We start from the raw sequence: 26,163 nt of genomic DNA, 5'->3' as shown, positions 1-26,163 counted from the left end.
TACCTGCGTAAATTGCGGGCGTCCTAATGCTGCGCAGGTGGATTCGTCTGATAGTTCGCAGACTCCTTGGAAAGCTGCAATGCAAGCTAGAACCCCTATTAATGTATTCGCCTTGGCCATGATGGCATGTGCAGCGATTCTTGGTGCCAGCGCGACACAGGTTACCGGCTGCGATGCGCGAACAGCCTTTACTTATACCATTCACGCCTTCCTGGCTGTTGCAGTAATGTTCTTTGTCACTCTCTTGTTCTATCGGAAAGGGATCTATCACCCCCTTGATCTTGTTAATGTCAAGGATGTTGGCAAAGATAAAAAGGATCTTAACAAAGATAGACCGGAAGTTGCTGCAGTTATTATCTGTCTAATGTTAATTGGTTATGCGACATACCAGTTTAACCGGCCAGATCCTTGCCCTTCCCCAATGCAGACTAACATAACAAAGGCTCCAGCGGACGCTGAGCGGCAGAGCGAAGAAAATTAGATTCATTCGGCAAGCGACAAGTCGCTTGGGTCGATCTGCGCCTCGGCGGGTGAAAAGTGCCTGTAATCGGGTAAAAAGGATGTAAGTCCACGATAGGGAAGAGGTGTTGTGTGAAAATGCTTACTGACAGCCTCTTGGTAAATAGGAAACGTGGTGCCATGTTTCCTTAGCAGTCGCCATCGACGATTATCAAGATCGTTGTCATGTTTTCCTATGCTGCCTCGTCTCTGATTACCCCGTTTGATATTTCTTGATAGTCCTGCTGTCGGAAATCCGCCTGTACGCCCTCCGTTTTTTCGTCAAAGTTTCGACGAATAACAAACATTATATTTTAACTCATTGAATATAAAGAAATAATATTTATGGCACTTATTTTGCAGTACTGAACACGAAACTGTTTGGGGATTGCAAAATGGCCAAAGAAGAAGCGGACGATCTGGATCTCGGCGACGAGAAATCAGGCAAGAAAAAAATGATCATCATCATCGCCATTGTGGTGGTGGTGTTACTTGGCGGCGGCGCCGCAGCCTATTTCCTGCTCTTTAGCGGCGATGAAAGTGAAGAGACAGTGACGGAAGAGGCGGTGGCAGAAGAGAAAGCAGCAGCTGAAGATGCTGAAAAAGGGCCTCTCCTCTACCATGATTTGAAGCCGGTATTCGTGGCAAATCTGCCCGGCAAACCCAAGCTGTTGCAGGTGGGTGTCAATGTCCGTGTGCGTGGCGATGCGATGGTCGAATTCCTTAAACATAACGACCCGATGATCCGTCACCATCTGCTTAATCTTCTCTCTGCAAAGGATGGTAAGTCGCTTAAAGAGCGGTCTGCCAAAGAGTCCCTGCAGAAGGAGATGCTCGATGAATTGAACAGGATTGCAGAGGAACTGGATGGCCCCGGTGACATTGAAGCCCTCTTTTTTACCAGCTTTGTGATGCAGTAACGTCATGAGTGCCAACGACTTACTTTCACAAGAAGAGATCGATGCGCTACTGCATGGCGTCGATAGCGGTGATGTCGCCTCCGAAGCAGAAGTAGAGGTCGATGCAAATGGTGTGTCAGGTTACGATTTTGCCAGCCAGGATCGCATTGTCCGTGGGCGTCTGCCCACCCTGGAGATGATCAACGAGCGTTTTGCCCGTCATTTCCGCACCACTCTGTTTAATATGCTTCGCCGTACCGCCGACATATCCGTCTCAGGCGTACAGATGCAGAAGTTTTCCGAGTTCGTTCACAGTCTGTTTGTGCCGACCAGTTTGAATATGGTGAAGATCAAGCCACTGCGTGGCAAGGGCCTGTTTGTGATTGACCCCAAGCTGGTCTTCAGTGTCGTGGACAACTACTTTGGGGGCAGTGGCCGCTTTCACACCAAGATCGAGGGCCGGGATTTCACGCCTACTGAGAACCGGGTGGTGCAACTGCTGTTGAACAAGGCATTCACCGATCTTCAGGAGGCATGGAAGCCGGTCTTCAATGTCTCCTTTGAGTCCTGCGGTTCTGAAGTAAATCCTCAATTTGCCAATATTGTCAGTCCGTCAGAGGTGGTGGTGGTAACGACCTTTCATGTGGATCTGGAAAACGGTGGCGGTGACTTACACATCTGTATGCCTTATTCGATGTTGGAACCGATCCGTGAGCTGCTGGACGCCGGTGTACAGAGTGACAGCAGCGAGCGTGACGAACGATGGGAACATTCACTACGGGAAGAGATCCTTGGTGCATCAGTAGAGCTTTCCAGCGTTCTGACCGAAGTGGATATGACACTACATCAACTCTCCAGTCTCAAAGTGGGTGACATCATCCCAATTGAAATGCCCGAAGAGGTGGAAGTGAAGGCGGCGGAAGTGCCGGTGTTTACCGCTAAGTTAGGAGTTTCCGAAGGGAGCTATTCAGTCAAGATTTCTGACTGGATGCGCAATAGCCGTCAGTCCGCACTGCATGACTATCTGGATATTGAAGATGCGGGAGTTCAGTAGAGCGATGAAAAATCAGTTAGCAATAGGATCGCAATTATGAGCGAAGAAGAGAAAACGACAGATCCGAATGAAGCTCTGGCAGATGAGTGGGCGGATGCATTGGAAGGCCAGGCCGAAGGTGAGGCAGATGCTGCAAAGACAGCTGAATTCGAGGAGTTGAAGGAGGACGGGTCGAAAGATGACTCCGTCAACCTGGATGCGATTCTCGATGTGCCTGTGGTGATTTCCATGGAGATTGGCCGTACCAAGATCAATATCCGCAATCTGCTGCAACTCAATCAGGGTTCGGTGGTGGAGCTTGACCGCCTGGCAGGTGAGCCGATGGATGTATTGGTCAACGGTACGCTGATCGCTCAGGGTGAAGTGGTGGTGGTAAATGAAAAATTCGGTCTGCGCCTGACCGATATCATCAGTCCTTCGGAACGGGTGAAGAGGCTTAGTTGATGCGTATTCTTGCGCTCATTCCCGTCATCTGGTCCGGTTCCCTGCTGGCGGCTGAAACCGCCGTACGGAAGGTCGAAGTCTCCCCTTTGAGTACGCAGAATCTGCTGGGGACAGCGGGTGGATTGCTGTTCGTAATATTCCTGATCTTTGCCGCAGGCTGGCTGTTCAAACGGTTCGGGCAGCTGCAAATGTCTGGGAAGGGCATGGTGACCGTGCTGGGCGGCACGTCTGTCGGTCCTCGGGAGCGGGTCGTGGTGGTCAAGGTGGATGATACTCGTCTGCTGCTCGGGGTTGCGCCTGGACGGGTACAGACCCTGCACGTGCTGGATCAGAACGAAGATGAAGTTACCTTCGATGAGCAGTTGGCAGAGGCCAAGGAAGAGTTGCCGTCATGAAATTCTGGCTGATCATTGCGGGCATGCTTTTTACCTTGGCGGCCCAGGCAGCCCCTGGAGTGGATGCGCTGACTGTGACCCAGGACCCCGAAGGCGGGCAGACCTATACCCTGACCATCCAAGTCCTCTTCTTCATGACTGCCCTGACGATGCTGCCGGGTGCCCTGATGATGATGACGTCGTTTGCCCGCATCATCATCGTGCTGGCGATCCTGCGGCAGGCGCTGGGCACCCAGAACACACCCAATAACCAGATACTGATTGGTCTGGCTCTGTTTTTGACCGTCTTCATTATGCTTCCCGTATTCAATGAGGTTAACGAGGTTGCAGTGCAGCCCTATATGCAGGATCAGATGACGACCATGGAAGCGCTGGAGGCGGGTAGTGGCCCGGTGCGTGAATTCATGCTGGCGCAGACCAGGGAGGATGACTTGGGTCTGTTCGCCCGTATCGGAGATTTCGGCGAACTGGAGAGTCCTGACAAAGTCCCTTTCTCCCTACTGCTGCCCGCCTTTGCCACCAGTGAACTGAAGACCGGCTTTCAGATTGGCTTCCTGCTCTTCATCCCCTTTTTGGTGATCGACATGGTGGTGGCCAGCGTATTGATGTCGATGGGCATGATGATGCTCTCTCCGATGATCATCTCCCTGCCTTTCAAGATCATGCTGTTTGTACTCATCGATGGTTGGGCGTTGGTTTTCGGCACCCTGGCCAGCAGTTTTCAGGTTTAGGTACTCAATATGGGACCGGACACAATCATCGCTATCGGGCAGCAGACCCTGGGGGTTATCGGCGTACTCACCGGCATGGTGCTATTGCCTGCATTAGCGGTTGGCCTGTTGGTGGCAATGTTTCAGGCTGCGACGCAGATCAACGAGATGACGCTGACCTTTATCCCCAAGCTGGCGATAGTCGGCTTGATCCTGATGTTTGCCGGTCCCTGGATGCTGCAGCTGCTGATGACTTTTGCGCAGAATCTAATTGAATCGATTCCGGAGTTGATCCAGTGATGGATCGTTCCAAACGAGGTGTGCGTGCGGTCGCGGGTGCGACTGCTGTCCTGCCATGGATGGTGGGATATTTATTTGTTAAGCCGTTGGATGGCCGACATGTCCAAGTGAGGGTGTTGGCGGTAGGGATGCCGCCGTCAAGCCTACATGGATGTATTTACGGCGTCCCTCAGTTTGGCATGTCGGCTATCTGACGGGGTAGTTCAGGTTGTCCAAATGTCGTTCAGCGAAGCACAACTCAACGCCTTCTTAGGCGCCTATCTCTGGCCGCTGATACGCATCGGCGCAATGATGATGGCCTCACCCGTATTCAACTCACGCCAGTTTCCTGTACGTATGCGTATGGGATTGGCGCTGCTCATCACTTGGGTGGCAATGCCTTCATTGCCGGGTGATATGCCTCCCATGGATGTGCTGAGTCATGACGGTTTCATCATTCTGCTGCAGCAGATCGCCATCGGCGTGACGATGGGTTTTATCCTGCAGATGGTGTTTGGTGCAGTGGTCTTCGGCGGACAGGCGATGGCTTACAGCATGGGATTGGGTTTTGCCAATATGGTGGATCCGCAGAACGGTGTGCAGGTGCCGGTGGTGGCTCAATTCTATCTGATCCTTACGACCCTGGTATTTCTCTTGCTCAATGGCCATCTGATACTGGTTGAACTGGTTGTTGACAGTTTTCAGACCATCCCCGTGGCGACGAGTGGACTCTCCAGCACAGGTATCCACGACATCATTGCCTGGGCCAGTCGTATGTTTGCCGGTGGATTGATGATCGCACTGCCGATGATGGGCGCCATGTTGATGATCAACATGGGCATGGGTGTGGTAATGCGGGCTGCACCCCAGCTAAACATCTTCTCCATAGGTTTCCCCATCACCATGCTAATGGGTTTCGTGTTGATCAGCGTAACCCTGCCCAATGTTTTGGATCTCTTCTCTCATCTGTTGAATGAAGGCTTTCAGCTGATGATGCAAATTTTTCAGATAACGAGGTGAATCATGGCCGAAAATCAGGACGGCCAGGAAAAATCGGAACAACCGACAGCGAAACGCCTGAATGAGGCGAAGCGCAAGGGACAGGTTGCCCGTTCAAAAGAGCTCAATACCATGGCGATCACCCTGATCGGCGTGATCTTTCTGGCTACGACAAGCAACCAACTGGGTGGTGGATTACAGGCGCTGATGAAGACAAGTTTTACGCTCAGTCGTGACGAAATCTTCGATATCGGCACTCTCTTCACCCATCTCAGTGCGGCCATGCAGGGTGCCTTCATACTGCTGGTCCCCTTTTTTGTATTAATGATAGTCGTGGCTATCGCCAGTTCTATCGCATTGGGCGGTTTCTCCATAAGTGCCGAGGCGCTGACACCTAAATTGAGCAAGCTCAGTCCGGCCAAGGGTTTGAAGCGAATGTTCTCCGCCAAGGCGCTGGTTGAGTTGCTCAAAGCCATGGCCAAGTTCGTGCTGATCGGAGGCGCTACCGCAATTCTGTTATGGAACACGCTGGACAGCTACCTGAACCTGCATGGGATGGAGTTCCAACAGGCGCTGCCCAAGTTGGGTTCCCTCATCGGTTGGTCGGTGACGTTGATCGCATCCACCCTGATCCTTATTGCCGCCATCGATGTGCCGTTCCAGCTCTGGGAACACAAACGTCAGTTGAAGATGACCAAGCAGGAGATCCGGGACGAGATGAAAGAGACCGACGGTCGTCCGGAGGTCAAAAGCCGAATCCGCAGCCTGCAGCGGGAGATGGCCCAGCGGCGCATGATGGAAGAGGTGCCCAAGGCTGATGTGATCGTCACTAATCCGACTCACTACGCTGTTGCCCTGCGTTATGACCAAGGGAGTATGAGTGCACCGAAGGTGGTGGCGAAAGGCGCCGATCTGGTGGCGGCCAATATTCGTCGTATCGGCCTGGAATCGGATGTGCCGATCGTCGAATCTCCTGTATTGGCCCGGGCCATCTATTTTCACAGCGAATTGGGCGAGGCGATTCCGGCGGGACTCTTTCTGGCGGTTGCCAAACTGCTGGCCTATGTCTTCCAGCTCAGAGTCTATCGAACCGAGGGTGGCGACATACCGCAGGTCCCCGATGAGCTGCCGGTGCCGGAGGATCTGCGCCATGACTGATCGGTTTTCAGCACTCAAACCAGGTACGAACTAAATGGATGCCACAGCGATTCTCGGTAATGTAAAACGTGTCGGTACTGCGGGACTGGGTGCACCGCTGGTCTTGGTCATGCTGTTGGTAATGGTGATCATTCCGCTGCCGCCGATCATGTTGGACATGTTCTTTACTTTCAATATCACCCTCTCTCTGGTGGTGATGCTGGTGGTGGTCTATACCCGCCGGCCACTCGATTTTGCAGTCTTTCCCAGTCTGCTGTTGATTGCGACCTTGCTGCGGCTTGCCCTGAACGTTGCGTCGACCCGAATCGTATTGCTTGAAGGCCATACCGGCGGTGATGCTGCGGGTAAGGTGATCGAGGCGTTCGGTTCATTCGTAATCGGCGGTAACTATGCGGTGGGCCTGGTGGTCTTCCTGATCCTGGTGATTATCAACTTCGTGGTGGTGACCAAGGGTGCGGGGCGTGTCTCAGAGGTGAGCGCGCGATTCACACTGGATGCCATGCCCGGCAAACAGATGGCGATCGATGCGGATCTCAATGCGGGTCTGATCGATCAGGATACGGCGCGAACACGGCGCGAGGAAGTGGCACAAGAGGCGGATTTTTACGGGGCGATGGATGGCGCCAGCAAGTTTGTGCGGGGCGATGCAGTTGCCGGTATCCTGATCCTCTTTATCAATATTCTCGGCGGACTCGGCATCGGCATGGTGCAACATGACCTGGATTTTGCCACTGCCCTGCAAAACTATGTGCTGTTGACCATCGGTGATGGTCTGGTGGCACAGATTCCCTCCCTGTTGCTCTCCACCTCGGCGGCAATCATCGTGACCCGGGTTGCCAGTACTCAGGATGTGGGTGGGCAGATTATCAGTCAGCTCTTCTCCACCCCGAAGGCGCTGGGGATCGCGGCAGCGGTGCTGCTCCTTATGGGCGTCATTCCCGGTATGCCCAACTTCGCTTTCCTTACCCTGGCCGCTGCTGCTGGGGCTGGCGCCTGGATGATCTGGCAACGCCAGCAGCAACCGGTGGAAGAGGAGGTGGCCGCGCCACTGCCTGAAGAGCAGCCGCCTGAGCAGCGTGAGTTGAGCTGGGATGATGTGCAGCCGGTCGACCTGATCGGTATGGAGGTGGGTTACCGCCTGATTCCACTGGTGGATCGCAACCAGGGCGGCCAACTGATGAATCGGATCAAGGGAGTGCGGCGCAAGCTCTCACAAGAGCTGGGTTTTTTGATCCCATCGGTGCATATCCGGGATAACCTGGATCTCTCTCCCAACGCCTATCGAATCACGGTCAATGGCGTCACAGCAGCCGAGGCTGAGATCTTTCCCGACCGCGACCTGGCGATCAATCCGGGGAGGGTCTTCGGTGAACTGCAGGGAACACCCACCAAGGATCCCACCTTTGGCCTGGATGCGGTCTGGATCGAACATGAGCAGCGCGACCATGCGCAGACCCTCGGGTTTACCGTGGTGGACGCCAGCACAGTGGTCGCGACTCACCTGAGCGAGATCCTGCACAACCAGTCACATGAGCTGCTAGGCCACGAAGAGGCGCAGCAACTACTCGACAGTCTCTCCAGAACGGCCCCCAAACTGGTGGAGGATCTGATACCGAAGGTGATCTCTCTGAGTGTCTTTCTGAAGATCCTGCAGAATCTGCTGGCGGAGCATATTTCGATCCGCGATATCCGCACGATTGCCGAAACCTTGGCGGACCATGCTGTCAGGAGTCAAGACCCTGGCGTTCTGACGGCTGCCGTCAGGGTTGCCCTCTCCCGGGGTATTGTTCAACAACTCATTGGTTCTACACAGGAAATTCCTGTAGCTGTGTTGGATCCACAATTGGAACAGATATTGCAGCAGACTTTGCATGCCTCGGAAGGGGGGCAGGCTGGGTTCGAACCCGGACTGGCAGAGAGGTTGCAACAGGCGCTGGCGGAGACGGCAGCCAATATGGAAACGGCAGGACAGGAGAGTGTACTACTGGTGGCTGCGCCGATCCGACCCTGGATGGCGCGATTCGCGAAACACGCGGCGCCGGGCATGCACATCCTCTCCTATAACGAGATACCCGACAATCGCCAGATAAAGGTGATTTCAACAATCGGCAACACGAATGCAGAGACTTAATTGGCAGATTGATTTCGATTCCGGAAGTAATCCGAAAATTTCTCGGTTTGCTGCGGGGGATTGCCCACAATGAAGATAAAACGTTTCTTTGCGCCTGATATGCGTCAGGCTTTGAAATCGGTGCGGGATACATTGGGTTCCGATGCAGTCATCCTCTCCAACAAGAGTGTGGAGGGGGGGGTGGAACTGGTGGCGGCCATGGATTACGACGTGGCGGCCTTCAATGATGCAGCGACCGACAGGGTAACGGAGATCCCCCGTCAGAATGAGCCTCAAGCTCCTGTGGCAGCAGAACCAAAAAGAGCTGTCAGACCGGCCCGTGAACCCAATATTTCCGAAAAACCGGTAAAACTTGCAGAACCGGTCAGTATCGATCGCGCCCGCCACCAGACATCCCAGGCACAGCCCCAGCCTCAGGTGGAGTGGAGCCAGGACCCTGTGTTGCAGGAGATGCGACAGGAGATGCAGGCGCTGCGTCGCATGATGGAGAACGAACTCTCCGAATTGACCTGGCGGGATATGGGTCAACGCCGTCCCCAGACCCAGGAATTGATTCGTCGTCTGATGGGAATGGGATTGGGTGCGGACCTGTGCCGTGATCTGGCCGGCCGGGTGGAGGATATGGAATCGGAGGATCAGGCCTGGCGCAAGGCGCTGTTTCACCTGATCAGTGAACTGCCTGTGGTCCAGGAGGATATCCTCGACATGGGTGGTGTAGTGGCTCTGGTCGGCCCGACCGGGGTCGGCAAGACAACCACCATCGCCAAACTGGCAGCCCGTTTCTGCCTGCGTCATGGTAACCGCCAGTTGGCGTTGATTACCACGGACAGCTATCGCATCGGTGCCCAGGAGCAGTTGCACAACTATGGTCGCATTCTGGATGTGCCGGTTCGCACCGCCTCGACAGCGGAAGAGCTGGATGCCGCGCTGCGCGCCTTCTCGGAAAAACGCCTGGTACTCATCGATACCGCCGGTATGAGTCAGCAGGATATCCAGCTGAGCCAACGGCTTTCGATGATTACCTCGGGTAATCATCCTGTACGAACCCTGTTGACGTTATCAGCCGCTACCCAGCGCTCGGCACTCGCTCATGCGATTCGGGCCTTCAGCATCGCCCGTCCAGTAGGTTGCATTCTGACCAAGATGGATGAGGCGGCATCGTTGGGTGGTGTCTTCAGTACTTTGATCGATACAGGTCTGCCACTGGCTTTTGTCACCGATGGGCAACGAGTGCCTGAGGATCTGCATGTTGCCAGAGCCCACAGTCTGGTGAGCCGGGCGATGGAGATGGCTCAGGAGGCGGATGAATCCCCGGATGAGGGATATATGGCGTTCGCGTTTGGAGGCACAGGTGAACATGCTCATGTCTGACATTATTGAAGATCAGGCCTCAGGATTAAGGCGCATGGTGAATCCGGATCCCGTGCGGGTGATTGCCGTTACCGGCGGAAAGGGTGGCGTCGGCAAGACCAATGTCTCGGTGAATCTCGGCGTGGCCATGGCGGGTATGGGGCGGCGCGTGATGCTGCTGGATGCCGATCTTGGGCTCGCCAACATCGACGTGGTGTTGGGTTTGCATGCCGAGTACAACCTTTCCCATGTCATCAATGGTGAACGCACACTGGAAGAGATTCTGGTGGAGGGGCCGAAGGGATTGAAGGTCGTTCCCGGCGCTTCCGGCATGCAGCAGATGGCGGAGCTGAGTCCGGCTGAACACGCGGGACTGATCCATGCCTTCAGTGAGCTTGCGAATGATGTCGATGTATTGCTGATCGACACCGCAGCTGGAATCTCCGATCTGGTGGTCAGTTTCAGCCGTGCAGCCCAGGAGGTGGTGGTGGTGGTTTGTGATGAGCCGGCATCGATAACCGATGCCTACGCCATCATCAAACTGCTGAATCGTGAACATAGCGTCAGCCGTTTCCGCATTCTCGCCAACATGGTTAAGAGTGTGCAGGAGGGGCGGGACCTCTATAACAAGATGTGCCGGGTAACAGACCGGTATTTGGACGTAATGCTCAGCTACATGGGCAGCGTCCCCTACGATGAGCAACTGCGCAAAGCGGTAAAAGGGCAGAAACCAGTGGTTGAAGCCTATCCCCGCTCTCGGGTTGCTCAAGCATTCAAGAATTTAGCGAAGAAGGCCGATAACTGGCCTGTACCCGCCAATGCGAGCGGCGACCTGCAATTTTTCGTTGAACGTTTGATCCAGTTTTCAAGTCAATACGGGGAGATGGGACGGTGAACGGTTTGGCTACATATAGCGCCATAGAGGAAAGACAGGGACATGATGACCTGGTGATCCGGCACGCCGGGCTGGTCAAGCGTATTGCCTATCACATGATGAATCGCCTGCCCCCCAATGTGCAGGCTGACGATCTGATTCAGGCGGGCATGCTGGGGTTGCTGGAAGCGAGTCGCAACTACGATCCCACCCAGGGCGCCAGCTTTGAAACCTACGCGGGAATCCGCATCCGCGGTTCCATGCTGGATGAGATCCGGCGTAGTGACTGGACGCCACGTTCAGTGCACCGCAAAGCCAGAATGGTGGCTGATGCGATGCGCGTCATCGAGAACGAGGAGGGACGGGATGCCCGTGATTCGGAAGTGGCCGATGCACTGGATATGTCGGTACAGCAGTACCACCAGATCCTGAAGGATGCATCAGGTTGTCGAATCTTTAGTCTGGATGAGTTGAGTGCGGTGGGTGAAATCGCCCCTGAGAGGAGTCTGGATTCACTGCAGGGACCCTTCGAAGGTTTGCAGAAGGATGCCTTCAAACAGGCGTTGGCGGATGCTATTGCTGGTCTTCCCGAGCGGGAGAGACTGGTAGTGGCGATGTACTACGACGATGAGTTGAATCTGCGTGAGATCGGGCTGGTACTGGGTGTCAGTGAGTCACGGATCTGCCAGATCCACAGTCAGGCGACATTGAGGCTGCGTTCGCGGCTGACGGAATGGCTCAGTCTGGCAGATGAAGAGTAAGTATGGCGACAGATGGAATCGTCAATTTGGTACGGCGGCACAGTGATTGGAGGTTGCCTTGGACAAAAATATGAAAATTCTCATCGTGGATGATTTTTCCACCATGAGGCGCATCATCAAAAATCTGCTTCGTGATCTGGGTTTTACCAATACTCAGGAGGCGGACGATGGAACCACTGCATTACCCATGTTGCAGACTGGAAATTTCGACTTTCTGGTCAGTGATTGGAACATGCCGGGTATGACGGGTATCGACCTGCTTAGGGCGGTACGTGCCGATGCAAAACTGGCGGGATTGCCGGTGCTGATGGTGACTGCTGAATCCAAACGCGAGCAGATCATTGAAGCGGCCCAGGCCGGCGTCAACGGCTACGTGGTAAAACCATTCACCGCAGGCACACTCGAAGAGAAGATAAGCAAGATCTTTGAGCGTGTCGAAGGCTGACAGGTTACAGGGGCAGGAGAACCCGAATGCAGGAACAGACAGAGACTGACCAGATTCGCCTCGAATTGGCGCGTGCTCTCGTGGCACACCTGGAAGCTGGTAAGAATGAGGATGCCGACCGTGTCATCGGTGAATTGGCCGAGATAAAAGAGAACGAGCTCTTTACGGAAGTCGGCAGGTTGACCCGGGAGTTGCATGAAGCGATCAACGGTTTTCTGCTCGACTCGCGGGTCTCCGAGATGACTCAGGTGGATATACCTGACGCAAAGGAGCGTTTGAACTACGTCATCTCCATGACGGAGCAGTCTGCGGATCGTACGCTGACGGCTGTAGAACAGAGCCTGCCGATGGTGGAAGCGCTGGATAAACAGGCGGGTGAGTTGTTGGCGGAGTGGGACAAATTTCGTTCCCGTCTGTTGACCAAGGATGACTTCCGGGGTCTCAGCGATGAATTGGCTGCATTTCTTCAACAGACGCAAAGCCACTCCAACAGTCTGCATGAAAACCTCTCGAATGTATTGATGGCACAGGATTTTCAGGACCTTACCGGACAGATTATCCGTAAAGTGATCGATCTGGTTCACGATGTTGAGGAAAAACTGGTCAAGCTGGTTCGGATTACCGGCGGCAAGCTGGAGGTTAGCAATAAAATTAACGACCCGACAGTATTGGAAGGGCCGGTAGTGCCTGGGGTAGAACAGGGCGATGTAGTGACCAATCAGGATGATGTGGATGATCTCTTGTCGAGTTTGGGATTTTAGTTTTTGCGTTCTCTGCCGAAAACATGAAAGTAATGAATGAATCAGATCTATACCAAAGGATAGAGACAGGGGTAGAAAGATGAGCATAGATCTCAATGACGAGATACTGCAGGATTTTCTGGTAGAAGCGGGAGAGATCCTCGAACTGCTGGGAGAGCAACTTGTGGATCTCGAGCAGCAGACCGATGATTACGATCTGCTGAATGCCGTCTTTCGTGGATTCCACACCATCAAGGGTGGCGCAGGGTTTCTTGCTATCGACTCATTGGTAGAGATTTGCCACAAGTCAGAAGACGTATTCAACATATTGCGGCAGGGACAACGCAAGATTACACCGGACCTGATGGATGTAGTGCTACAGGTCGTGGATGTGGTTAATGATATGTTTGATGAGATCAGGGGCGGAGAGATGCCGGATAATGCCGATCCCGAACTGATCAACCGGCTGAAATCCTTTACTGTTCCCGAAGGGGAAGAGAAAGAAGCCCCCGCGGCTGAAGTGCCTTCTGTGGCACAAGCAGAACCAATCCCTGAGCCTCAATCGAATCAAGGTGACTTGAGCGACAATGAGTTTGAAGAGTTGCTCGATGCAATTCAGACCCCCGATACCGCCGAAGCAACAACAGGCAGTGATGAAATTACCGAAGATGAGTTTGAGTCTTTACTGGATGATCTGCACGGTAAGGGGAAATTTTCCAGCAAATCTGGAGAAGAGACGGAAAAAACATCCCCTGTTGGTTCAGATGAGATTTCCGAAGACGAATTTGAGACGTTGCTGGATGATTTGCATGGAAAAGGTAAGTTTTCCAGTGAACCCGGCAAAGAACCTGATCAGAAATCTGCCAGCGTTGAACCTTCCGCTGATGAGATCTCTGAAGATGAGTTTGATGCGCTGTTGGATGACTTGCATGGAAAAGGGAAATTTTCCGGCGCAACAAAAGCGGTGAAATCAGAGGTGGCTCAACCGGCCGCTGTTGCCAAGCCAAAACCCAAACCGGAAACGGCACCGGCAGTGCAGGCACCGCAAAAGGCAAAACCCAAATCCCCTCCTGCACCCAAGGGAGCGGCCAAGCCGCAATCGGCAGAGACGACAGTCCGTGTCGATACGCAGCGTCTCGATGACATCATGAATATGGTGGGTGAGTTGGTGCTGGTGAGAAATCGCCTGGCGACACTCAAGGCGACTATGAATGATGAAGATGTCAGCAACGCGGTGGGCAACCTCGATGTGGTGACATCGGATCTGCAGCTGGCGGTGATGAAGACCCGCATGCAACCGATCAAAAAGATCTTTGGCCGATTCCCCCGGGTTGTGCGTGACCTCGCCCGTACCATGAAGAAGGAGATCGACCTGGAGATGGAGGGTGAGGATACCGATTTGGACAAGAACCTGGTGGAGGCGCTTGCCGATCCGCTGGTGCATCTTGTCAGAAATTCGGTTGACCATGGTATTGAAATGCCGGACGAGCGTGAAAGAGTCGGCAAGCCACGGCGCGGTACCGTGTTGCTCACCGCTGCCCAGGAAGGGGACCACATTCTGCTGTCAATCAGTGACGACGGAAAAGGTATGGATCCCAATGTGCTGCGGCAGAAAGCTGTGGAGAAGGGCATGATGGATCAGGAGGCGGCCGCCCGTCTCGACGACAAAGAGTGCTACAACCTGATATTTCAGCCCGGTTTTTCAACCAAGACCGAAATCTCCGACGTCTCTGGCCGCGGTGTCGGTATGGATGTGGTGAAAACGCGCATCTCGCAGATGAACGGCTCGGTAGAGATCGATTCAGAAAAAGGGCGAGGCAGCACCATCACCATCAAACTGCCACTTACGTTGGCGATCCTGCCCACGCTGATGGTCGTGCTGGGTACGCAGCCATTTGCCCTGCCATTGGCCAGTGTGGTGGAGATCTTCAATCTGGATCTCAATCGTACCAATGTGGTGGATGGACAACTGACGATCATGGTACGGGAACGCGCGCTGCCGCTTTTCTATCTCAGTCAGTGGTTGGTGCAGAATAGCGCTATGGTGGAAGAGGAAAAAAGTAGTCGACATGTCGTTGTGGTCAATGTCGGCAACATCCAGGTGGGGCTGGTGGTGGATGAACTGATTGGCCAGGAAGAGGTGGTTATCAAGCCCCTGGGTGCCATGTTGCAGGGATTGGAAGGCATGGCCGGTGCAACGATAACCGGCGATGGGAAAATCGCGCTGATCATGGATGTCCCAGGGCTGATGCGCAAGTACGCCAGAAAATATTGAGCGGGCCAGTGATCTGCAGATGGTTTCGGAAACAACTGTCTCTCAGAGATGGATGGTGAGAAATGCAGGCCAGGCTGAAAGTCTTAGTCGTCGATGATTCAGCATTTTATCGGCACAGGATTGGTGAGATGCTGGAGGTTGCGCCGGATCTTGAGATAGCTGGTTACGCCATGAATGGCGAAGAGGCGGTCAATCTGGCGCAACAGCTACATCCGGATGTCATCACCATGGATGTGCAGATGCCGGTACTCGATGGCATTACCGCAGTTCGCCACATCATGGCGAGATCCCCGACCCGTATCCTGATGTTTTCGGCACTCACCAAGGCTGGGGCGCGGGAAACGCTTGATGCTTTGGAATCCGGGGCGATGGATTTTCTTCCAAAAACGCCGGATGGTTTGAAATCGGGTGAATCCGCAGAGGTTTTCGGAGAGCAACTCCGACAGCGGGTGAGAGCTGTAGGGCATGGGCGGCTGCCGCCAAAATCCGCAACAAACACAAGACTCGGGGCAAGCCGGTTGCCGGTTGGATACAGGCAGGAGACCGGCCCTGTTGACATGATTGCTATTGGTGCATCAACCGGTGGTCCTGTGGCGCTGCAGAATATTTTGACCCGACTGCCACGGAATTTCCCAATTCCGTTGGTGGTTGCGGTACATATGCCCGCCGCATTCACTTCGGCTTATGCTGACCGTCTCAATACTGTTTGCGCTATTGAAGTGAAGGAGGCGAGGGATCGTGATCCGCTACGTCCCGGCAGGGTACTGTTGGCGCCAGGCGGCAGGCAGATGATAGTGGAAAAGGGAGTCTCGGGTTCAATGGTGAGGGTCAAGGATGCGCATGGGGGACAGATCTACCATCCCAGCGTGGATCAGTTGCTTGAGTCGGCGGCCAGAGTTTTTGGTGCGCAGGCACTGGGCGTAGTTCTGACGGGCATGGGCGCGGATGGTTTGGAGGGGGCACGCAAGTTGAAGTCGACAGGCGCCAAACTCTGGAGCCAGGATGAAGCGAGCTGTGTGGTTTACGGCATGCCCCGGGCGGTTGAAAAAGCGGGTCTTGTGGACCGTGTTGTCTCGCTTGATGAGATCGGGACCATGCTTGAAAATCTGGGTAGAGAACAGTAGAGAATATGAGAGTCGACTTTCTCAGCTTTATCGGCATCATCATCGCCTTTATGGCGGTGTTGGGCGGAAATTGGCTTGAAGGCGGACACATCGACTCGCTGGTCAACGGCCCAGCAATGATTATCGTGATTGGCGGTACCGTTGGTGCGATCCTTCTACAGACGCCTGTACCGGTTTTTTTACATGCGCTGAGATTGTCAGGACGTGTGTTCCTGCCTGGCAGGATCAACATGTCCCCGACCATCAAGAAACTTGTCAGCTGGAGCAATATCGCACGCAAAGAGGGTCTGCTCGGGCTGGAAACCATATCCGAGAAGGAATCGGATGACTTTCTGCGTAAAGGCATGCAACTGCTGGTGGACGGCAGTGAACCTGAAGTGATTCGGGATATCCTCGAGATGGAGGTGGATGCCACAGAGCACTACGATCTGCAGGCGGCCAAGGTTTATGAAGGTATGGGTGGCTACTCGCCCACTATCGGTATCATCGGCGCGGTTATGGGTTTGATCCATGTGATGCAAAATCTGGCAGACCCCGCCAAGCTGGGCAGCGGTATCGCCACAGCTTTTGTCGCCACCATCTACGGGGTGGGACTGGCAAATCTGTTTCTACTGCCGATAGCGGCAAAACTGAAGACCCAATCGCTGGGGATGACGAAATACCGTGAAATGGTGGTCGAAGGAGTTGTAGCGATAGCCGAGGGTGAAAATCCACGCAATATTGAGATGAAGCTGAAGGCTTTTCTCTCATAACGAGGGCAAAATGGCGCGCAGGCGTAAACGGCATGAAGAACAGGAGAACCACGAAAGGTGGGTCGTCTCCTATGCGGATTTTATCACCCTGCTGTTTGCGTTTTTTGTCGTGATGTACTCAATATCTTCAGTCAATGAGGGCAAATACCGGGTATTGTCCCAAACCTTGACCAATGCGTTTCAGGAGCCGTCCCGCAGCCAGGACCCGATCCAGATCGGCGAGATCAGCCGCTCCAGCGGAGATCCCACGGGTGCCGAAGGCAGCAGCGCGCTGATCCAGACGGAGACACGTTTCGGTCCCGGCACTTACGATGATGATGGATCACTGGACAGCGCGGTGGATGAGGCGCAGCGTCTGAGCTATCTTGCGGCCACCATTGGTGACATGCTCGAACCCTACATCGAAAAGGATCTGGTCGATGTATCCCACAGCGATACACGGGTGATTGTGGATATGAAGAACAAGATGCTCTTCCCCAGTGGCAGTGCCAAACTCTCCCGTGCCGCAGTAAAGGTTTTGCGGGATATCAGCAGCATTCTGCGACCATTGAAAAATCAGCTGCAGATTGAAGGCTATACGGACAACCAGCCGATCCATACGCCTGAATATCCGTCGAATTGGGAGCTTTCCGCAGCACGCGCGGCCAGTGTCGTGCATCTGATCGCCCGCATGGGTGTGGCCCCTGGACGCCTGGCAGCCATCGGATATGGTGAACATCGCCCGATTGCCGACAATGGCAGCAAGGCCGGTCGGCAGAAGAACCGCCGGGTGAGCCTGGTTATCCTCGGCATGAACGGCGATCCGGATCGGACCATTATCTTACCTGATGGTAGCCGATGAAGATCTGGACCATCGCCAATCAGAAAGGCGGGGTGGGCAAGACTACCACCACGGTCGGTCTCGGTGGCCTGTTGTCACAGTGGGGTCTCAGAACCCTGCTGATCGATATTGATCCCCACGGTTCATTGACCAGCTATTTTCGTTACGACCCTGACTCCATCGAAGAGAGCGTCTACTCGCTCTTCAAGGCGGTGGCGGACAAACAGGATGTTGATCCAGCGACACTGCTCTACAAGACTGGTACCGATGGATTGGAACTGATGCCCGCTGCCATGGCGCTGGCGACACTCGATCGTCAGGCCGGCAGATTGGACGGCATGGGTCTGGTGATCAAAAACGCCCTTGCCCGGTTGGAAGATCGTTTCGACTATGTATTGATCGACTGTCCACCTGTCCTTGGTATTCTGATGATCAATGCGCTGGCGGCCTGCGAGCAGCTGATTATTCCCGTGCAGACAGAGTTCCTTGCCCTCAAAGGGTTGGAGCGGATGTTGCACACCCTGAAGATGGTACTCAAGGCGCGACAGAATTCGCTGCCCTATACCATCGTCCCCACCATGTACGATCAGCGTACCCGTGCTTCCGTCGACAGCCTGAAGGTGTTGCGTGAGACCTATCAGGAACATCTCTGGCGAGGCCTGATCCCGGTTGACACTCTTTTACGCGAAGCGAGCAGGGCAGGTATTCCTCCCGCAATGTTTGACCCTGGTGGTCGCGGTGTGAGCGCCTATACCGATCTACTCGAAGACCTGCAACGGGAAGTGGGACAGCCGGTCAGTGCCGGAGTCGGACGTTGAATCGACAACAGGAAAAGCCCCCCACCCATCTTGCGGAGCCGGATGCCGCCCTCAGCAGCTATCTGGATGTGCTGTTGCAGGAGATCAGTGAGATTCCTGTCGAGGCACCGGTCGCCGAAACTAAAGTTGCCACCCAAATAGCCGATATTACGGAACAGACGTTGACGGAGGCTGTTTCCGCCACACATGTGAGTGAGGAGGTGACCGCCGGGCCGGCGACCGAGGTCGCCAGTCAGACCGTTGAGGTCACACAGGCAGTCAATGAGCCGATCATTCCGTCCTGGGCCGAAATGCCTTTTCAGGTGTTGGTGTTCAAGGTAGGAGGGCTGAATTTGGGAATACCTCTGACCGGATTGGTGAGTATTCTTGAGTGGCGGGATGAGGCCTCTGTTATACCGGGCCAGCCCGACTGGCACCTGGGTGTGTTGGTCAATCGCGGGCAGAAGATAGTGGTGGTCGACACCGCTCGTCTGGTGATGCCGGAGAGAGTCAGTGACAGGGTACCGGGTGAACGACAGAGCGGTGGCCATGTATTGGTCGTGGGTGACGGCGGATACGGCCTTGCCGTGGACGGTATTGCAGAGACGATTATGCTGAATGCTGGAGGTGTGCGCTGGCGCACTGCCCAGGGAAAACGTCCCTGGCTGGCCGGAACGATGGTAGAGCAGTTGTCTGTGCTGCTGGATATTGACAGCATGTTGGGCATGATTAGTGCTTAATTAATTCAAAGAACATAATTCCCGTCCACTTTTTGACGTGATGGGGTGTAACAGGTGGGATGAGGTGCGTAAATGAACACAAATGCTGCAGAAGTCGATGCGAATGATTCGGTGCTTCAGTTGGTCACCTTTCGGCTGAAGGATGAGTCATACGGCATCAATGTGATGAAGGTGCAGGAGGTTCTCAGGGTTACCGAGATCGCCCCGGTTCCTGGTGCGCCCCCTTTCGTACTGGGTATCATCAATCTGCGCGGGAACGTGGTTACCGTCATCGATACCCGCAGCCGCTTTGGTCTGCCTTCAGCCGAACTGGACGACTCAAGCCGTATCGTGATCATTGAGTCCGAAAAGCAGGTGGTTGGCATCCTGGTGGATGCGGTGGCGGAAGTGGTGGAACTTAACGAGGACGAGGTCGACGCTGCCCCCAATGTCGGCAATGATGAGAGTTCGCGTTATATCCAGGGCGTGGCAACCCGTGAGAATGGTCTGCTGATCCTGGTGGATCTGAATAAACTGCTGACAGATGAGGAGTGGGCTGAGATCAGCATGTTCTGATGCCGAATAGCAATCCCATGCTACACTCCCTTCAAGTTAGTGTCGGTCAGGAAACGCTGTTTTTTTACCACGAAGCGCACGAAGTACACGCGACTGCATGGATGCAGGAGGTAGAGCAACGCAGGGAGCAGTTGCCGAAAGGTAATTTATTGTTAATCAATCGTTTACCTTAACGCTCTTCGCGTTCTTTGGGGTTAGATATGGGCTTCCGGACGAACACAAGTTAGACTCCGATCTCTAAAAACAATGGAGCTGAAATGCCAGAAATCGGTGAGCAGAGTCCGATAAATCCACTCTACCCCGTGAATCCCAGTCGGCGGCCAGAGCGTCGTGAGCGTCCGAAGCCTCAGGAAGAGCGTAACAAACAAGGAAGGAAAAAAGAGCCCGCCCAGGAAAATGACAACGGCAAGCCGCACATCGATGAATACGCATGATGGATAGCGCCATGCTCAACTTATGGATAACCCTTGCAGTACTGGTGATCGCTGTTTTGGTGTTTATCGTACTCTCAAACAGACAAATCAATCGCACTCAAGAGCGTCTCGCTGAAGCAATGCGTGAGGTGGAGATCCTCAAGCAGACGGTCGGGGCCCTCTGTTCCAGTTCCGTCGGTGTGGATAAACGGGTCAATCGGATTGAACGCCACGGGCGGGATCTGGAAGAGCGGCAGGAGAGCATGGAGTACCAACGGACCGGTGAGCCTCCCTACGCTGAGGCGATTCGTCTGGTTCAGGAGGGCGCCAAGGCCGATAGGCTGATGGATGAGTTGAACATCAGTCGGGGTGAGGCGGATCTGATCGTCATGTTGCACGGCATGAAGCGAAACAACTCCCCCATCGATTGAGACCCACATCCCGGTTTCCCCCTATTCCCACGCTGGTAGAAAGATGATTCAGGCAGCCGTTCCCGTACTGGGCTTTGCCGCATACAGCGGCACCGGAAAAACCACCCTGTTGACCCGATTGATTCCGCTGTTGAAGGCGGAGGGAATCCGGATCGGTGTCGTCAAGCATGCCCATCATAAAGTTGATGTCGACAAACCTGGCAAGGACAGCTACGAACTTCGCAAAGCCGGTGCCGGTCAGGTATTGCTGGCGACCGCCCAGCGCTGGGCCTTGATGGTGGAAGAGGAGATCGAGGGCGATCCTGACCTGCAGACCATGCTCGATCGCCTGGACGCCTCCCGACTGGACTTGATCCTGGTGGAGGGTTTTCGTCATGTGCGTTTCCCCAAAATCGAACTGCACCGGCCTGTCATGGGGCGTCCTCTGCTCTGTCTGGAGGACCCCTCGATCGTCGCTGTGGCCAGCGATGAGCCTGTACCTGTGTTGCTGACTCTGCCCCAACTCGATATCAACGATGTTTCGGCGATACGGGATTTCATCCTGTTCAAATACCTGCAGCCGGTCTGCCACGAGTAGGCGCTGCGCCTCGCTGCGATTGGTCTTTGGGTCTCGCGGCGGGTCGCCGCTCCGACGGATGTTCTGATCAGGTCACCTTTTATTCCTGTCTTGACAAGCTATAGTTAGGTTCATTGCATCCCGTTTTCCGGAGCCAGGAGCTGAAAATGAGAAGATATGGACTTTGGAGTCTATTGTTTTTACTGGTGTTGCTATGGCCCCTGACGACCTTTGCCAGCCGCTTCAGCGACCTCTATGTGTTTGGTGACAGCCTGTCGGATCAGGGTAACGTCGCCACAATTACCGGCGGATTGATACCACCACCGGAATACACTGACGGAATCAACAGTGGACGCTTCACCAACGGACTGAACTACGTCGATTATTTTTCTGACCGACTGGGTCTTCCCACTGGTAGCTCAGTGTTGGGCGGCAACAACTACGCCTATGGCGGTGCACGCAGCTTTACCCATCCACTCGGTGCCTTCGGTGCACTGAGCCTCAATGAACAGAAGGATCTCTACCTGGGCGGGCTGGGCATGACACCGGCGGATGCCGATGCTCTCTTTATCGTCTGGTCCGGATCCAATGACATGAGTGACATCCTGGACCAGGCGTTGGTAAATCCCTTATACGATCCCACTGCCGATATAACCATTGCAGTTGGCGGAATCGCTCAGGTGGTGGGGGAACTCGCCGCCATCGGAGCAAAAGATTTCCTCATACCCAACGTCCCCGACTTGGGTTTGGTGCCTCTCGTAACCGGTGGCGGAGCGCCGGTGGCGGGTGCGTCTTTTCTGACCAATCTCTTCAATAACGCCCTCGATGCCGCCCTGCTGGCTGCTGTCGCTCCCTTTGCAGACGTTAACTTGATGCGTATGGATACCTTTGGACTGCTCAACCAGGTCTATGACGATCCTGCTTCGTTTGGTTTCACCAATGCCACAGATGCCTGTTACAGCGAGTTTGTTTTAGCCGGAGGAACCGCCTGTGCCAATCCGGATGAGTATCTTTCATGGGACGGCTTTCATCCCACGTCGGCCACTCACCAGATTCTTGCTGCTCAAATGCACGAAGTGGTGCCTGAGCCCGCGGCACTGGGGCTAATGCTTATTGGACTGCTGGGCGTGGCGATAGGACGCTTCCGCATCGCCTGGGTCCATTCCTGACCCCAAAGCTGCTACCGGCTGTGGGGCCGGGGAAGGCGGGAAGCGGCACTATTTTTCGGCCGTAATGTAGGCGATCCAGCCAGCGTCGGCTTCGCCCTCTTCAGCAGGTTCGAAAATGCCATCCGCTTCACCCTCTTCATCGAAGCCCTGCCAATAGAAGGTCACTTTGCTGAAACCTGCGTCATCGAGCAGTTCCCGGATCTCCGGCAGCGTCCAGAGGCGCCAGTTGTAGCTGAAGGCCTTTTCCAGACGCGAATCATCCGGAAAATCGAAATGGATGTGGCAGATCAGGGTGCCGCTGATGGGATCGTATTTTTCCTGCTCCCAGATATAGGTGAAGCTGCTGTCCCCGTCCTCGATCTCCCGCTCTTCAACGATGTCGCGGAAAGAATCGTAACCTCCATAGGCGTCCATGAAGAGGATGCCTCCCTCAGCCAGTTGCTTGTGTACCTGCTTAAAGTAACCCTTCAGTTGGTCGCGCTCCTTGAAAAGCCAATAGCTGAAGTTCATCGCCGAGATGATGTCTGGCGCTTCTGTTTGCACGGTTAACACATTATCCAGAATCAGCTCGATCCGTTTGGCTTTGGAGGCTTTGAGCTGGCCAATCTGGTGCGTTTTACCCCAGTCCAGCACCTCTTTGTCCAGATCGACGCCGACGGCGCGGTTGGTTTTGCGGCGGCGCACCCATTCACTACAGACGTTTGCGGTACCGCAGAAGTCCTCGCGCAGCAGTTTTGCCCGGCGTCCGCGGAGTTTCTTATATGCGTCATCGACAAAATCGATCTCGGACTCAGCACACTGGACGGAAAGCTCGTAGAGATGGTGACGATCAGCCTGCTCAGCCATCGTCGACCTTTTTTTACTTTTTTTGTTCGGTTTTTTGACCATACTGAGATCTACACTTGATCAGAAGAAAAATCAGATAGCGAACTATACTTCAAAGTAAAGGTGATGTGTGAGAGGAGAAAGAGAGTGGGCATAGCGATTACATTGAGAGAGTTTCTGGAGAGTCACGATACCGATTACGAGGTTATTGATCATCAGCGGACTCATTCGACTTTGTGGACGTCCGAAGCAGCACACATTCCGGGTGACAAGATGGCAAAGTCGGTACTGCTGGGCGATGATGAAAGTTATCTGATGGTGGTCATCCCTGCTTCTCACAGGTTGGAGCTTAGGGAATTGAGTAATATGACTGGCCGGGATCTGGAGCTCATCGACGAGCAGGAGTTGACCGAGGCTTTTGCCGACTGTGAGCCGGGGGCCGTACCACCTGTAGGCAAACCCTACGGTATCGAGACTTTGGTGGAGAAGTGCCTGGTTGATCAGACAGATGTCTTTTTTGAGACGGGTGACCATACAAAGGTCATCCATGTCAGCGGTTCCCAGTTCCGTTCCCTGATGGATGATGCACAGCCCGCCAGGCTTAGCAATCACTTGTAAGAGATCCGGGTTTTTTTGATTTGCGTCTGATGCCGATCTGGTTTAATCTTGCGCCTCCCAAATCGGGAGAGGTGTCCGAGTGGCTGAAGGAGCACGCCTGGAAAGTGTGTGTACGTTAACCCGTACCGAGGGTTCGAATCCCTCCCTCTCCGCCAAATATCCCTTATAATTCAATCAGTTACAAGAAGATAAATTTGCCAGGTTGGCAAGTGTTGGGTTGTTTGGGGTTGCTGATGACAGGAAACGGGCAGGATTATTGCCCCACTTATCCACTACCTTTTTCCCCGCGTCTCCCGCATCGCCTGATACCCACCGGTAATATTTGACGCGCCGTAAAGGTCCAGTCTCGATGCCCCATCTGCTGTGCTACCCATTGTGGTGATTCCCCGGCCACTAGCGCCATGGATGCAAATGTGTGTTGCATCTGACCTGGTGGGCGGTATCGAACCCCGGCATGTTTGCAGAGTGTTTTCCATTGCCGTTTCCTGAGAGCCATGTCTCCGGTCCATCTTTTTCCTGTGTGTCGATCCTCTACCACCTCCACCAGATCCTGCCGCTTTGCAGCAATAATCTTCTGGATGCCGAAGTCCTGGCAGAATTAATCCCTTTCTAAAATATGATTGAATATCGCACATGAGACGATATGGTGGTCGCTCCTATGCGACGTAGGTATTTCATATTTCGGTGCAATTAATGGGGCAATAGAAGTAAATTAAGTTGATCTATAAGGCTGTCAAATTCTGATTTTGTAGCTTCAATTATTTGTATAGCTTCACCTTTCGCTGATTGAAAAAGAAGTAGGGTGGCGCTTTCTTTGTGTGCCATGTAAATCGTTGTACGTGTTTCATCTACAGTAAGGACTCCAGTGCATGGATAACCTTGAATGTGTCCCTTAATTTCATCATATTTACCATTTAATCCGGTGATGAATTTACTTATGAATGTATGTTTTCTATCCTCGCCTATTTCAAATTCATGCTCTCCATCAGATATAGAAAGTTTAATCCAGTCATCAAAATGCTTGTTAACCATACTTCTCGCAATGATTTTATGTTTACCTATTGAGAGTTCAAAGTCTTCCATGGTGGCTCCTTATGTTCCCCATTCTTATAAAAATGTACGTTGTTCTTAAATCGAGGCCAGTTGTCTCTTAAATAGCGTAGTTCGATGGATGTTGTTGCATTGGCCCATTCCCCTTTGTTTTTAAGTAGGTTTTTCATATCATTATTCTTTATGCCGTCCAAGTGAAATCTTATTTTTCCGCCAGATTTTATATGCTGATCCATACTGTTTTTTGAGTGCGCTCCCCAGCTTTGATTCTGAGAAGGGTGTCCGTATATGTCATCTAGTCTTCTGCCACCATGTTTATTAATTAGTTTCGTTAGACCTCCATGATTTGTTAAGCCGTAAATCATGTCCTGTCTACCGAATCTTAAGCTGTTATGTGAGGCTTTATCTTTTGCTTTCGAAATTCGTAAACTTTCAAGAGCTAATTTTGACTTGTCCGAAATTGATCTTTTCGAGGTATTTTTCTTTAAAAGAGTAATTTGCTTTCGGTTGGCCTTTTTGTTTGCTGCCTTTGTTTTTATAGGAGTAGCCTTCTTGCCGATACCACTAAGGCTCTTGGTTTTTGTGGTAGTGTTTTTGGCCTTGTTGACCTTTTTTGGCGGTGGATTAGGTTTTTTGTAACTGTCCGCAGCGACTTCTTCGCTGGTTATGATCGTGATACTGCCAGCCAGGCTTAGTCCCAATAAGAGGATAAGAAAGAGGCTGAGTAACGATCTTAGTGGGGCGCTCTTAATCATATACGTACCTATTTTTTATAGATTTTCCTGCCTTTATTTTGTATGTTATGGATAATGAAAATGGCTAGTGGTTATACGCCATCTTCTCAATCCAAGCAACATGGAGTCTGCTATGAAGCATGACGTTACGGTTGTATCTTGTCTTCTAGCTATGACTCTCATCTGTGGCTCTCCCTGCGCTGAAGCTAAATCCGCTGAGATAATTCATAAGTGTGACGAATTTGCAGCTCACCCAGATGATTCTGGTAAGTGGGCAGCAGGTGTTTCCGAGGATGATCTGGCTCCTGGTCCCGCTATTCTGTTTTGCAATAAGGCTCTCAAGGAGTATCCAGAAACCGCTCGCTTTGAATTCCAGCTTGGTCGTGCATTACTGAAGAAAGGAGAGATTGATGGAGCTATTGCCGCTTTAACAGGTGCAGCGGAAGATAATTATGCGCCAGCTTATGCCTATTTAGCGGAAATATATCGCTTTGGATTGTTGGGTGAAGAGGATGTTGATACTGCTGAGACATACTATGACTTGGCTATTGCAGGGTGACGTGGTCA

General features: G+C 53.3%; 32 protein-coding genes and 1 tRNA gene. 30 read left to right on the top strand and 3 right to left on the bottom strand.

From position 1 onward, the window contains the following. Positions 1–79 precede the first annotated feature (79 nt). The 26 genes from HPY30_03145 to HPY30_03020 all read left to right on the top strand — a co-directional run bounded on the left by HPY30_03145 (position 80) and on the right by HPY30_03020 (position 22,369). The gene (locus tag HPY30_03145; protein QYZ65078.1) at positions 80–481 is read left to right on the top strand and encodes a hypothetical protein; all 402 of its coding nucleotides are present in this window, start codon (positions 80–82) and stop codon (positions 479–481) included. Between the two features lie 412 nt (positions 482–893). Beyond that, complete coding sequence (locus HPY30_03140) at positions 894–1,418, top strand: flagellar biosynthesis protein FliL (GenBank protein QYZ65077.1); 525 nt, start codon at positions 894–896, stop codon at positions 1,416–1,418. Positions 1,419–1,422: 4 nt separating this feature from the next. Next, on the top strand, positions 1,423–2,451 hold the full coding sequence (gene fliM / locus HPY30_03135) for a flagellar motor switch protein FliM (protein QYZ65076.1): 1,029 nt from the start codon (positions 1,423–1,425) through the stop codon (positions 2,449–2,451). A gap of 36 nt (positions 2,452–2,487) precedes the next feature. After that, a complete protein-coding gene (gene fliN / locus HPY30_03130; GenBank protein ID QYZ65075.1) occupies positions 2,488–2,895 on the top strand; it encodes a flagellar motor switch protein FliN in 408 nt (135 codons plus the stop codon). Beyond that, positions 2,895–3,290, top strand: coding sequence for a flagellar biosynthetic protein FliO (gene fliO / locus HPY30_03125; GenBank protein QYZ65074.1), 396 nt, complete (start codon positions 2,895–2,897; stop codon positions 3,288–3,290). The genes fliN and fliO overlap by 1 nt, the downstream gene beginning before the upstream one ends. After that, entirely contained in the window at positions 3,287–4,021 is a 735-nt protein-coding gene (gene fliP, locus HPY30_03120) for a flagellar type III secretion system pore protein FliP (GenBank protein QYZ65073.1), read from the top strand. The genes fliO and fliP overlap by 4 nt, the downstream gene beginning before the upstream one ends. A 9-nt stretch (positions 4,022–4,030) precedes the next feature. Further along, positions 4,031–4,300: a flagellar biosynthesis protein FliQ gene (gene fliQ, locus HPY30_03115; GenBank protein ID QYZ65072.1), complete on the top strand. Its 270-nt coding sequence runs from the start codon at positions 4,031–4,033 to the stop codon at positions 4,298–4,300. 216 nt (positions 4,301–4,516) lie between these two features. Then, a complete protein-coding gene (fliR, locus tag HPY30_03110; GenBank protein QYZ65071.1) occupies positions 4,517–5,299 on the top strand; it encodes a flagellar biosynthetic protein FliR in 783 nt (260 codons plus the stop codon). Positions 5,300–5,302: 3 nt separating this feature from the next. Further along, on the top strand, positions 5,303–6,436 hold the full coding sequence (gene flhB / locus HPY30_03105) for a flagellar type III secretion system protein FlhB (GenBank protein ID QYZ65070.1): 1,134 nt from the start codon (positions 5,303–5,305) through the stop codon (positions 6,434–6,436). A 34-nt stretch (positions 6,437–6,470) separates the two neighbouring features. Continuing rightward, positions 6,471–8,567, top strand: coding sequence for a flagellar biosynthesis protein FlhA (gene flhA, locus HPY30_03100; protein ID QYZ65069.1), 2,097 nt, complete (start codon positions 6,471–6,473; stop codon positions 8,565–8,567). 69 nt (positions 8,568–8,636) lie between these two features. Then, positions 8,637–9,938 carry a flagellar biosynthesis protein FlhF gene (flhF, locus tag HPY30_03095; GenBank protein ID QYZ65068.1) on the top strand — a complete coding sequence of 434 codons (1,302 nt, stop codon included), beginning with the start codon at positions 8,637–8,639 and terminating at the stop codon, positions 9,936–9,938. Next, positions 9,931–10,812: a MinD/ParA family protein gene (locus HPY30_03090; protein QYZ65067.1), complete on the top strand. Its 882-nt coding sequence runs from the start codon at positions 9,931–9,933 to the stop codon at positions 10,810–10,812. Before flhF ends, HPY30_03090 begins: the two co-directional genes overlap by 8 nt. Then, complete coding sequence (locus HPY30_03085; protein ID QYZ65066.1) at positions 10,809–11,552, top strand: RNA polymerase sigma factor FliA; 744 nt, start codon at positions 10,809–10,811, stop codon at positions 11,550–11,552. The genes HPY30_03090 and HPY30_03085 overlap by 4 nt, the downstream gene beginning before the upstream one ends. Positions 11,553–11,610: 58 nt before the next feature. Further along, positions 11,611–11,997: a chemotaxis protein CheY gene (gene cheY / locus HPY30_03080; protein QYZ65065.1), complete on the top strand. Its 387-nt coding sequence runs from the start codon at positions 11,611–11,613 to the stop codon at positions 11,995–11,997. 26 nt (positions 11,998–12,023) lie between these two features. Then, positions 12,024–12,758 (top strand): protein phosphatase CheZ, encoded by a 735-nt coding sequence (locus HPY30_03075; GenBank protein ID QYZ65064.1) that lies wholly within the window; start codon positions 12,024–12,026, stop codon positions 12,756–12,758. Positions 12,759–12,837: 79 nt separating this feature from the next. After that, positions 12,838–15,012 carry a chemotaxis protein CheA gene (locus HPY30_03070; GenBank protein ID QYZ65063.1) on the top strand — a complete coding sequence of 725 codons (2,175 nt, stop codon included), beginning with the start codon at positions 12,838–12,840 and terminating at the stop codon, positions 15,010–15,012. 62 nt (positions 15,013–15,074) lie between these two features. Beyond that, entirely contained in the window at positions 15,075–16,136 is a 1,062-nt protein-coding gene (locus HPY30_03065) for a chemotaxis response regulator protein-glutamate methylesterase (protein QYZ65062.1), read from the top strand. A 5-nt stretch (positions 16,137–16,141) separates the two neighbouring features. Continuing rightward, entirely contained in the window at positions 16,142–16,888 is a 747-nt protein-coding gene (locus HPY30_03060; GenBank protein ID QYZ65061.1) for a flagellar motor protein, read from the top strand. A 10-nt stretch (positions 16,889–16,898) separates the two neighbouring features. After that, positions 16,899–17,729: a flagellar motor protein MotD gene (gene motD, locus HPY30_03055; GenBank protein ID QYZ65060.1), complete on the top strand. Its 831-nt coding sequence runs from the start codon at positions 16,899–16,901 to the stop codon at positions 17,727–17,729. Further along, positions 17,726–18,526, top strand: coding sequence for a ParA family protein (locus HPY30_03050; protein QYZ65059.1), 801 nt, complete (start codon positions 17,726–17,728; stop codon positions 18,524–18,526). Before motD ends, HPY30_03050 begins: the two co-directional genes overlap by 4 nt. Continuing rightward, positions 18,523–19,245 (top strand): chemotaxis protein CheW, encoded by a 723-nt coding sequence (locus HPY30_03045; GenBank protein ID QYZ65058.1) that lies wholly within the window; start codon positions 18,523–18,525, stop codon positions 19,243–19,245. Before HPY30_03050 ends, HPY30_03045 begins: the two co-directional genes overlap by 4 nt. A gap of 72 nt (positions 19,246–19,317) precedes the next feature. Then, a complete protein-coding gene (locus HPY30_03040) occupies positions 19,318–19,800 on the top strand; it encodes a chemotaxis protein CheW (protein QYZ65057.1) in 483 nt (160 codons plus the stop codon). Between the two features lie 257 nt (positions 19,801–20,057). Next, positions 20,058–20,234 carry a hypothetical protein gene (locus HPY30_03035; GenBank protein ID QYZ65056.1) on the top strand — a complete coding sequence of 59 codons (177 nt, stop codon included), beginning with the start codon at positions 20,058–20,060 and terminating at the stop codon, positions 20,232–20,234. Beyond that, entirely contained in the window at positions 20,231–20,644 is a 414-nt protein-coding gene (locus HPY30_03030; GenBank protein ID QYZ65055.1) for a DUF2802 domain-containing protein, read from the top strand. Before HPY30_03035 ends, HPY30_03030 begins: the two co-directional genes overlap by 4 nt. Before the next feature lie 43 nt (positions 20,645–20,687). Next, entirely contained in the window at positions 20,688–21,221 is a 534-nt protein-coding gene (mobB, locus tag HPY30_03025) for a molybdopterin-guanine dinucleotide biosynthesis protein B (protein ID QYZ65054.1), read from the top strand. Positions 21,222–21,367: 146 nt separating this feature from the next. Then, positions 21,368–22,369, top strand: a complete 1,002-nt coding sequence (locus tag HPY30_03020) for an SGNH/GDSL hydrolase family protein (protein ID QYZ65053.1) — start codon at positions 21,368–21,370, stop codon at positions 22,367–22,369. Positions 22,370–22,417: 48 nt separating this feature from the next. Here HPY30_03020 and HPY30_03015 read toward each other — a convergent pair whose 3' ends face one another. Continuing rightward, positions 22,418–23,257, bottom strand: a complete 840-nt coding sequence (locus HPY30_03015) for a class I SAM-dependent methyltransferase (protein QYZ65052.1) — start codon at positions 23,255–23,257, stop codon at positions 22,418–22,420. Between the two features lie 84 nt (positions 23,258–23,341). On the opposite strand from HPY30_03015, the gene HPY30_03010 reads away from it, so the two are divergent. From HPY30_03010 to HPY30_03000, 3 genes are all read left to right on the top strand, one after another. After that, positions 23,342–23,812, top strand: a complete 471-nt coding sequence (locus tag HPY30_03010; protein ID QYZ65051.1) for a YbaK/EbsC family protein — start codon at positions 23,342–23,344, stop codon at positions 23,810–23,812. A gap of 65 nt (positions 23,813–23,877) precedes the next feature. Beyond that, positions 23,878–23,967: transfer RNA gene (locus HPY30_03005), tRNA-Ser, on the top strand. 260 nt (positions 23,968–24,227) lie between these two features. Continuing rightward, positions 24,228–24,425, top strand: a complete 198-nt coding sequence (locus HPY30_03000) for a hypothetical protein (GenBank protein QYZ65050.1) — start codon at positions 24,228–24,230, stop codon at positions 24,423–24,425. A gap of 77 nt (positions 24,426–24,502) precedes the next feature. Here the strand turns inward: HPY30_03000 and HPY30_02995 are convergent, their stop codons facing one another. Together HPY30_02995 and HPY30_02990 are read right to left on the bottom strand one after the other, a co-directional pair. After that, entirely contained in the window at positions 24,503–24,895 is a 393-nt protein-coding gene (locus HPY30_02995; GenBank protein QYZ65049.1) for a hypothetical protein, read from the bottom strand. Next, on the bottom strand, positions 24,871–25,617 hold the full coding sequence (locus HPY30_02990) for a hypothetical protein (protein QYZ65048.1): 747 nt from the start codon (positions 25,615–25,617) through the stop codon (positions 24,871–24,873). Before HPY30_02990 ends, HPY30_02995 begins: the two co-directional genes overlap by 25 nt. A 112-nt stretch (positions 25,618–25,729) precedes the next feature. Between HPY30_02990 and HPY30_02985 the strand changes: the two genes are divergently transcribed. Beyond that, on the top strand, positions 25,730–26,155 hold the full coding sequence (locus tag HPY30_02985) for a tetratricopeptide repeat protein (GenBank protein QYZ65047.1): 426 nt from the start codon (positions 25,730–25,732) through the stop codon (positions 26,153–26,155). The last annotated feature ends 8 nt before the right edge of the window (positions 26,156–26,163 follow it).

The organism is Gammaproteobacteria bacterium (ex Lamellibrachia satsuma) (assembly GCA_019623805.1).
GTDB lineage: Bacteria > Pseudomonadota > Gammaproteobacteria > Chromatiales > Chromatiaceae > QGON01.
This window is presented reverse-complemented; position numbering and strand designations above follow the sequence as displayed.

Coding starts and splice junctions, on each gene's coding strand:
- HPY30_03015 (QYZ65052.1), bottom strand. CDS start 23,257: ATGGTCAAAAAACCGAACAAAAAAAGTAAAAAAAGGTCGACGATGGCT.
- fliP (QYZ65073.1), top strand. CDS start 3,287: ATGAAATTCTGGCTGATCATTGCGGGCATGCTTTTTACCTTGGCGGCC.
- flhB (QYZ65070.1), top strand. CDS start 5,303: ATGGCCGAAAATCAGGACGGCCAGGAAAAATCGGAACAACCGACAGCG.
- HPY30_02990 (QYZ65048.1), bottom strand. CDS start 25,617: ATGATTAAGAGCGCCCCACTAAGATCGTTACTCAGCCTCTTTCTTATC.
- HPY30_03140 (QYZ65077.1), top strand. CDS start 894: ATGGCCAAAGAAGAAGCGGACGATCTGGATCTCGGCGACGAGAAATCA.
- fliR (QYZ65071.1), top strand. CDS start 4,517: ATGTCGTTCAGCGAAGCACAACTCAACGCCTTCTTAGGCGCCTATCTC.
- HPY30_03090 (QYZ65067.1), top strand. CDS start 9,931: ATGTCTGACATTATTGAAGATCAGGCCTCAGGATTAAGGCGCATGGTG.
- HPY30_03050 (QYZ65059.1), top strand. CDS start 17,726: ATGAAGATCTGGACCATCGCCAATCAGAAAGGCGGGGTGGGCAAGACT.
- HPY30_02995 (QYZ65049.1), bottom strand. CDS start 24,895: ATGGAAGACTTTGAACTCTCAATAGGTAAACATAAAATCATTGCGAGA.
- fliQ (QYZ65072.1), top strand. CDS start 4,031: ATGGGACCGGACACAATCATCGCTATCGGGCAGCAGACCCTGGGGGTT.
- flhF (QYZ65068.1), top strand. CDS start 8,637: ATGAAGATAAAACGTTTCTTTGCGCCTGATATGCGTCAGGCTTTGAAA.
- HPY30_03060 (QYZ65061.1), top strand. CDS start 16,142: ATGAGAGTCGACTTTCTCAGCTTTATCGGCATCATCATCGCCTTTATG.
- flhA (QYZ65069.1), top strand. CDS start 6,471: ATGGATGCCACAGCGATTCTCGGTAATGTAAAACGTGTCGGTACTGCG.
- HPY30_02985 (QYZ65047.1), top strand. CDS start 25,730: ATGAAGCATGACGTTACGGTTGTATCTTGTCTTCTAGCTATGACTCTC.
- HPY30_03070 (QYZ65063.1), top strand. CDS start 12,838: ATGAGCATAGATCTCAATGACGAGATACTGCAGGATTTTCTGGTAGAA.
- HPY30_03145 (QYZ65078.1), top strand. CDS start 80: ATGCAAGCTAGAACCCCTATTAATGTATTCGCCTTGGCCATGATGGCA.
- fliO (QYZ65074.1), top strand. CDS start 2,895: ATGCGTATTCTTGCGCTCATTCCCGTCATCTGGTCCGGTTCCCTGCTG.
- HPY30_03075 (QYZ65064.1), top strand. CDS start 12,024: ATGCAGGAACAGACAGAGACTGACCAGATTCGCCTCGAATTGGCGCGT.
- HPY30_03065 (QYZ65062.1), top strand. CDS start 15,075: ATGCAGGCCAGGCTGAAAGTCTTAGTCGTCGATGATTCAGCATTTTAT.
- HPY30_03020 (QYZ65053.1), top strand. CDS start 21,368: ATGAGAAGATATGGACTTTGGAGTCTATTGTTTTTACTGGTGTTGCTA.
- motD (QYZ65060.1), top strand. CDS start 16,899: ATGGCGCGCAGGCGTAAACGGCATGAAGAACAGGAGAACCACGAAAGG.
- fliM (QYZ65076.1), top strand. CDS start 1,423: ATGAGTGCCAACGACTTACTTTCACAAGAAGAGATCGATGCGCTACTG.
- fliN (QYZ65075.1), top strand. CDS start 2,488: ATGAGCGAAGAAGAGAAAACGACAGATCCGAATGAAGCTCTGGCAGAT.
- HPY30_03035 (QYZ65056.1), top strand. CDS start 20,058: ATGCCAGAAATCGGTGAGCAGAGTCCGATAAATCCACTCTACCCCGTG.
- HPY30_03040 (QYZ65057.1), top strand. CDS start 19,318: ATGAACACAAATGCTGCAGAAGTCGATGCGAATGATTCGGTGCTTCAG.
- HPY30_03030 (QYZ65055.1), top strand. CDS start 20,231: ATGATGGATAGCGCCATGCTCAACTTATGGATAACCCTTGCAGTACTG.
- mobB (QYZ65054.1), top strand. CDS start 20,688: ATGATTCAGGCAGCCGTTCCCGTACTGGGCTTTGCCGCATACAGCGGC.